Here is a 6,561-nt window from a genome sequence, read left to right as displayed (position 1 = left end):
CTGTCACATAACAAAACGCTCAAGTCGCAACCCGCTGCGCGGGCTGCTGGGACAAAAACACAATGCGGCTTCGCAATAATCGCATTGCGCTTTTGCCCCTTAGCTTAGTGTTAGGGTTTTCTGGAGTCATGGATGAAAATTAAATTCTTTTTTATTTTTCTAGTATTCATTTCAACATTCGCCTACTCGAATGAAATAAGTGAATTCTGGAATGCAGAGGCTAAATTTAAAAACAAAGCTGAAAGCTATATTTCTCAAATATACAGTAATAAGCCAGAGCTTCTTGTTATTGAGTTTTCAATTAAACGTAACCCAACGAAAATTGAATCAGAACTAGAGCACTATGTATTTTTAAAGGCTCTAGACAAAGCAAGTATTGTTGAAACTAAAGATCCTGCCATTCTTGAATGGGCAAATTCTACTGGTACGAAAGCTAAAGACATAACCGTCTATGACGTAGTTTTTGAGTTACCTAAAACTAGTAATATCAACCCAGTAATAATGTCAGTTGTCCAAGAGACCGACTTTTTAAACAACAAATGGGCAGAATTAATAAAACCCTAACAAGTCATTCAAGCAGGACAAAAAATAGTGGTTTTTTGCTCAAGCCTCGCTTATTTTAACCAACAATTTTTTGCCTCTTCACGAGGCGTTAGAGATACAAGGAGATCAAGTGGCAAAAGTTGAAGTTGGGAAAGGCAGAAGCCAAATCGAAGATACTCCTTCGGGTTTAAGAATTACCATTCCAGCTAAGAAAAACTATTTCTTGATTCTATTCTTAGCATTTTGGCTGGTCGGCTGGGCTTTTGGTGAGGTCACAGCATTAGCCCAGGTTCTCAATCCTGAAAGTGATGCCCCTAAATTGTTTATGCTGGCTTGGCTTGGTGGCTGGACGGTAGGTGGTGCATTCGCTATTTATGCATGGCTATGGAATGTGAAAGGCGAAGAAATAATCGATATATCAAGCACAGAGCTTCAACATATCCGTCGCCTGCCAGTTTTTCAAAGATCAAAAGAATATGATCTTTCAGCTGTTTCTAAATTGAGAACACAAGCACCAGACAGCTCGCTGTTGGGCTCCCGTAATGGAATGGAGTTTTGGGGTATTTCTGGTGGTTCTGTAGTATTTGATTATGGCCATAGCACTCATAAATTTGGTGCGCAGCTTGATGAGGCAGAGGCAAATCATATTGTTAGTACTATCAAGCGGCGGTACAAAAATCTCTAACAAAGCCAGCCAGAGGGACCAAAAAACCGCCGCTTCGCTCTGGTTTTTTGGTCCCTATTAGCGGCGTTAGATTTCAGGTTGAAATGAATAAAATCACTTCACTAAAACAGGTCACCTATTACTCTGGTTTGTTAACGATACTCTCCTTTATTGCCGCCTTTGTAATTAGCTCTACTATTACGAATGACCGATTGAACAGTTTTTTGTTTGTTTTATATCTACTTTCAAGCTCTGTATTTGCAACCGCTGCAACTATTTTTTTTCTCAGAAGATTTGGCTTAACCTCTGAGAAGAACATTAGTTTCAGGTTGGCTTCGATTATTGGCGCATGTATTGGAGGTTGCTTGCTGATGTTATTATTTTATCCAGTGCGCTTTTTTATACAATGAACTCTAACAAACCAATTAACACACAAGCTCCGCTCGCTGGGACGCCTACTTGCTGCGGCTCCGCCATTTTCGCAGCAAGCATTCGCCCGTTATCGGGGAGTTAGGTATACAAGTGGATTTTTCAGTTCAAGAGTTTTTCAGCTTTTTTGTTGCCGTCATGTTTTTAGTTATAGGGCTCTACGCACTTATTACAGGCAAAATGAAAACAGATCCAACAAGTGCGCATCAAGGTAGTGTTGTTTCTGGTATAAAAGCTCGGATAATGGGATTTCTTTTTATCATATTGGCTTCATTAATTTCAGGTATGGCGTTAATTTCATAAGTAAAGAATCAAGCAACGTATACCTAACAAGCCAATCAAATGCGGGACTGCTAAAGCTTGGCTAAGTTCCGCTTCGCTACACAGTTTAGCCAAGCATTTATCAGCCCCTTATTGGGGCGTTATATTTACTAGGATGACATTTTTGAAACGGTCGATTTTAATTGCATGCTTGTTTGTTTGCTTCAATTCATATGCAAACTTAAGTTGTGCTATTGATAATAGTTGCGACGAAGATACGTCAAAGCACGTCGCCCAACTACTTGAGTGGGACGAAGTTTTGCAATACTTTGATGGTTTTAGATTTTCGACTAAACCAATTCGTTCTGAAGGTTTTGAGAGCGCTTATATAAGTTCATTTTCTAATGGTTCTCTTACTGCATTACTTCTATTGGCTAAGGTCAAAGGTAAATTCGAAGTAGTGTCTTTTATTGATGTCCCAAATCACAAGTCATTCGAACTATGTGATTTAAATGGCGATATGAACGAAGACATATGTTTGATGGCTTATCCGTCGGGAACTAACGTGAATCAATATTTTGCGCAGTATGTTCAGGACAACGGGACTCTAAAACGCAAACCGTAACTATAACAAGCCGATTAAAATAGACAAAAATCAATTGGTTTAGGGCGGGCAAGCCGCTAGAGTATAACCAATTGATTTTAAGCCTCTTATCGGGGGCGTTAGCTGCCTATGAAGTTTTTAATTTTTGTAGAAGATACACTTATTGGAGAAACCCAATTTGAACATGGTGATCCACCTATGGGTATTATTCATGGAAGCGTGTATCCAAATGATGAATATGACAATTTCAGGTCTTACTTTTTAAGTTCAAATGAAGGAAAGCAAAAACCTCAAGTTACTATAAAAATGGAAAACGGCGCGATTTTACCTACTGGCGGTGGTGGAATATCGGATTATTCAGATCATACTGAAGATTTACCTAATATTTTTATAGAAATGTCTGTGGATTCATCAGAGTCTTATGACAAGTACTTTAAGCACCATGTTTTGGCCTATGAGGAGTCTTTTAAGTGAGGGCGGCAGCTAACAAACCAATTAACACACTCGCTTCGCTCGCTGGGACGCCTACTTGCTGCGGCTCCGCCATTTTCGCAGCAAGCATTCGCCCGTTATCGGGGCGTTATATGCCAGTGAAAAATTTTAAGTTCCTGCTGTTTTTAATTAGTTTGCTAACTTTGGTCTCATGTTCAAAGGAGACAGGCGTAGAAGAACGAGTAGTTTTTTGGAAAAGTGAACTATATAAAATTATTCCTACTGGTACTCCGCAGGAAGAAGCTTTAAATAAACTAAAAGAAATTGATTCAGAAGCATTCGTAAATTTGTTGTCGGGAAATATTTCTTCTAAATTAGAAAATATAGAAAGCAATGGTATCCCCTGCAAAGATTGGGTTTTAATGGCTACAACAGAAATTCAAGACAATGCTGTCATCAAACATTCGATCTCTAGTACCGGGCGTTGTTTATAGAATGGCATATAACAAAAAAATAAAGTCACTCGCTTCGCTCGCTGGGACGCCTACTTGCTGCGGCTCCGCCATTCTCGCATTGCGCTTTTGCCCCTTAGCTTAGTGTTAGGCTCACTTTAGAATCGGATTATTATTGATGCTTAAAGAAATAGGTAAACTTACAAAAGACGACCAGTTGGGATGGCTTATAAGTGAGTTTGTTGAGATCCCATTATTTCAAAAGAAGTGTCGTTTCATTTTTGAGCAATACGAAGAAAGAGATGAGGAAGAATATTTAAAAGCAATCAATAACTTGCTTTCACTTGAGCAAGAAGTATTTAAATCCGCTTCCAAAGACTTGTATAGCTACTACGAAGACACGATTTTGCTCTGCGAATTAGAACCAGGCGAATATGACATTATCGAGGACAATAATTCTGTATGGTCACATGTCGAATTCGGCGATGAAATTATGGTTTGTCGTCGCTCTGATCACGACTGTTTAATTTACTTGTCCATTGAATCTGAGTGTAGTTGGGAAATAGAGCATGGACTTCAAGTAGTATTTAGAAATGGAAATACAATTTGTAAACTTGGGCCATTCGACAGCCATTTAACAAATTCCGATGCATATGCAGATCCCTCTTTGGAAGATGTAGTATACAAGAGCATGAGGTAAGCCTAACAATGACACGCAAGCGGAAACAAAATCGTTGGCTGGTTTCGCTTCGCTTACAGCATAGCCAACAATTTTATTTCCGCTTAGTGCGGCGTTAGGTGTAATGATGAAGATACTTACTTTTGTCGTTATTGTGGCTACGTTCTGCAGTTTTAATGCTCATGCAGCAAAAGTGCGCAGCTGCAAAAATTTAGAAGTAAAATATATAAAACTACAGCTTCAAAACGGTAACTTAATTCATGAAAACATTTCAGACAGAGAGTTTCAAAGAGGTACGTTAGGTATTGATGAAATGTGTGAACTAAGAAGTGAATTGGTTTCAGATAGTTTAGCTTTTACTCTCTTTAGGCCTAAAGGTGAGTCACTGAGTTATATACTGGTTCACAATGGCTTGGATGGCAGTTTTAAATTGTACGGTCCTTTTATTGGCAATTACACCTAACAAAAAAATTAAGTCACTCACTTCGTTCGCTAGGACGCATACATGCGGGGCGGCTTCGCTATTATGCCCCACGTGCCTGCGCCCCTTATTTAAAAGTTAGGTGCCAATGGTTAAATTCAGCGTTTCAGGTTTTATCATTTTAGTAGGAATTTGCATTTCAATTTGGGTGCAAATGGAAGTAGACGCCTCTGAGCCAATAATTAGTGATTTTAAAGTCGCATCTAGTTACAAGCCAGTTGACTTCAAAACTGGAGAATCAGGCGGTAAAAATAATTATGAATTTACGACATTTATCATCGCTGACAGAGAATTTTATATCTCCGACTCAAATCCCTATTACGTCGTCGTCTTATCTGCATTGGAAAAAGGTGGAAAGATCAGAGTATGGTATAACCCCAATGATTCATCACAGAAGTTTTACCAATTCGAGCAAGATAGCAACATAGTAGCTCCGTTTGAAAAGCTGCTTCATATCAATGGGTATTCTGGTAATGGTGCAGCTGCGATACCCGCTTTGTTGTCATTTATTTTCGTGTTTTGTTGGTATTTAAAAAATGGAACCTAACAAAACACTTAATTCGCAACCCGCTACGCGGGCTGCTGGGACAAATATACAATGCGGCTTCGCTATTATCGCTTTGTACATTTGCCCCTTAGCTTAGTGTTAGTTGCCAAGGAAGATTATGCGTACAATTCTGGCTTTATTACTTTCCATTACTTGCATGTCGTCCAGTTCCATTTGATCTTGCAAAGGAGGTTGTTGATGCTGACGTTGTTGCAATAACGTACATCACAGGGATCTTTTCTCCAGAAGCTGAAGTCGCATTACTAAATGATTCAAACGAGTTATCAGAGGAAATTGAAAACCGCATCATCATTCCAGTCCAAAAGAGTGTAAGGTTGATTACGGAGCGTTCTTTGAAAGGAACAGCAAGTAAAATTAACCAAACTAGTACTAGTTGTTCATTTTCAGGAGAGTTGATGGACAGAGTGATTTTATTGAAAAAAGGCTCAAGAATTTGGGTAAGATACTTAGATATGGAAGCTGAGCAGATTTTAAAAAGTCTAGAGTAGTTGGCAACTAACAAGCCAATTAAGGGCGGGACTGCTAAAGCTTGGCTCAGTTCCACTCCGCTACACAGTTTAGCCAAGCTTTTACCAGCCCCTTATTGGGGGCGTTAGGTGTCATACGTGAATCCAAGCGAATTAGTGTCTCAACTAATCGAGCCAAAAGAACATTTGGACACGAATAAATATTCATACAAGTCAGTTCTTTTGGCTGCTTTTCATTGGCCAACAGATGGCTGGGCACCTCAGGCCATGGACTGGATTGAGTCTGGCGTGGAAATAGACAGTGAAATTGCCATTGCTTTAGAAGAGTTTTCGTCAAATAAGCATTATTCTCAAGCAAATAGGCACAGAGCCTTTGCACTAGCAAAGCGTTGGTTGAAAAAGCAATCAACCACCTAACAATCGCATTAAAGCCGACCCATTACACGCTTGCTGGGTCGGCACAAGGCCGAAAAGACTAGCAAGCGTGTAATGGGCGCCTTATGCGGGCGTTAGGTGCTTTCTAGTTATGAAAAAACAAATATGTATTCTATTTGCTTTCGTATTTATCTTCACAGGATGCACATCTACGGACTTAGTAAATCCAGAGATACCTATCGGACAATATTCCGATGAAGAAAGTAAAAATATTGTGGACCAAGTTAATTCCTTGGAAGGTGAATCAAAAGAGTGTTTTGACTCTTTTTTAAATAAATATCAACGAGGGCTCTTTGAATATTGTAAAGCAACTGGCGGGGGTGAAAATATCGGTGGTGGTTGTGCTCACGTCGCGTATGCTTGGTCAATTACAACTAGCGTATTGGAAGTGGGGCTTGTCAATTGCACACGCACCTAACAAACCGATCAACACACTCGCTTCGCTCGCTGGGACGCCTACTTGCTGCGGCTTCGCCATTTTCGCAGCAAGCATTCGCCCGTTATCGGGGCGTTATGTACTTAAAAGGAATTATATGAAAACTGTTG

Annotated in this window: 12 protein-coding genes; 11 read left to right on the top strand and 1 reads right to left on the bottom strand. The window is 39.8% G+C overall.

All coding sequences use genetic code 11. From position 1 onward, the window contains the following. The first annotated feature begins 132 nt into the window (after positions 1 to 132). The 9 genes from AC27G9_RS21135 (at position 133) to AC27G9_RS21095 (ending at position 5,092) form a co-directional block, all read left to right on the top strand. The gene (locus tag AC27G9_RS21135; protein ID WP_487076539.1) at positions 133 to 564 is read left to right on the top strand and encodes a hypothetical protein; all 432 of its coding nucleotides are present in this window, start codon (positions 133 to 135) and stop codon (positions 562 to 564) included. Positions 565 to 673: 109 nt separating this feature from the next. Then, on the top strand, positions 674 to 1,228 hold the full coding sequence (locus AC27G9_RS21130; RefSeq protein ID WP_487076538.1) for a hypothetical protein: 555 nt from the start codon (positions 674 to 676) through the stop codon (positions 1,226 to 1,228). Positions 1,229 to 1,729: 501 nt separating this feature from the next. After that, on the top strand, positions 1,730 to 1,939 hold the full coding sequence (locus AC27G9_RS21125) for a hypothetical protein (protein ID WP_487076537.1): 210 nt from the start codon (positions 1,730 to 1,732) through the stop codon (positions 1,937 to 1,939). A gap of 142 nt (positions 1,940 to 2,081) precedes the next feature. Next, positions 2,082 to 2,522 (top strand): hypothetical protein, encoded by a 441-nt coding sequence (locus tag AC27G9_RS21120; RefSeq protein ID WP_487076536.1) that lies wholly within the window; start codon positions 2,082 to 2,084, stop codon positions 2,520 to 2,522. Between the two features lie 108 nt (positions 2,523 to 2,630). Next, a complete protein-coding gene (locus AC27G9_RS21115; protein ID WP_487076534.1) occupies positions 2,631 to 2,975 on the top strand; it encodes a hypothetical protein in 345 nt (114 codons plus the stop codon). Further along, positions 2,972 to 3,427: a hypothetical protein gene (locus AC27G9_RS21110; RefSeq protein WP_487076533.1), complete on the top strand. Its 456-nt coding sequence runs from the start codon at positions 2,972 to 2,974 to the stop codon at positions 3,425 to 3,427. Before AC27G9_RS21115 ends, AC27G9_RS21110 begins: the two co-directional genes overlap by 4 nt. A gap of 136 nt (positions 3,428 to 3,563) precedes the next feature. Continuing rightward, on the top strand, positions 3,564 to 4,085 hold the full coding sequence (locus AC27G9_RS21105; RefSeq protein ID WP_487076531.1) for a DUF6985 domain-containing protein: 522 nt from the start codon (positions 3,564 to 3,566) through the stop codon (positions 4,083 to 4,085). A 103-nt stretch (positions 4,086 to 4,188) separates the two neighbouring features. After that, positions 4,189 to 4,527, top strand: coding sequence for a hypothetical protein (locus AC27G9_RS21100; protein WP_487076530.1), 339 nt, complete (start codon positions 4,189 to 4,191; stop codon positions 4,525 to 4,527). Positions 4,528 to 4,633: 106 nt separating this feature from the next. Continuing rightward, the gene (locus AC27G9_RS21095) at positions 4,634 to 5,092 is read left to right on the top strand and encodes a hypothetical protein (protein WP_487076529.1); all 459 of its coding nucleotides are present in this window, start codon (positions 4,634 to 4,636) and stop codon (positions 5,090 to 5,092) included. Between the two features lie 139 nt (positions 5,093 to 5,231). On the opposite strand, the gene AC27G9_RS21090 is transcribed toward AC27G9_RS21095, so the two are convergent. Beyond that, complete coding sequence (locus tag AC27G9_RS21090) at positions 5,232 to 5,678, bottom strand: hypothetical protein (protein WP_487076528.1); 447 nt, start codon at positions 5,676 to 5,678, stop codon at positions 5,232 to 5,234. A 40-nt stretch (positions 5,679 to 5,718) separates the two neighbouring features. On the opposite strand from AC27G9_RS21090, the gene AC27G9_RS21085 reads away from it, so the two are divergent. Together AC27G9_RS21085 and AC27G9_RS21080 are read left to right on the top strand one after the other, a co-directional pair. Next, a complete protein-coding gene (locus tag AC27G9_RS21085) occupies positions 5,719 to 5,997 on the top strand; it encodes a hypothetical protein (RefSeq protein WP_487076527.1) in 279 nt (92 codons plus the stop codon). Positions 5,998 to 6,106: 109 nt separating this feature from the next. Next, on the top strand, positions 6,107 to 6,433 hold the full coding sequence (locus AC27G9_RS21080) for a hypothetical protein (protein WP_487076526.1): 327 nt from the start codon (positions 6,107 to 6,109) through the stop codon (positions 6,431 to 6,433). The last annotated feature ends 128 nt before the right edge of the window (positions 6,434 to 6,561 follow it).

This window comes from Alteromonas sp. 5NS40-0096, from assembly GCF_057544385.1.
The sequence above is the reverse complement of the archived record's forward strand: the minus strand, read 5'-3'. Positions and strand labels throughout refer to the sequence as shown.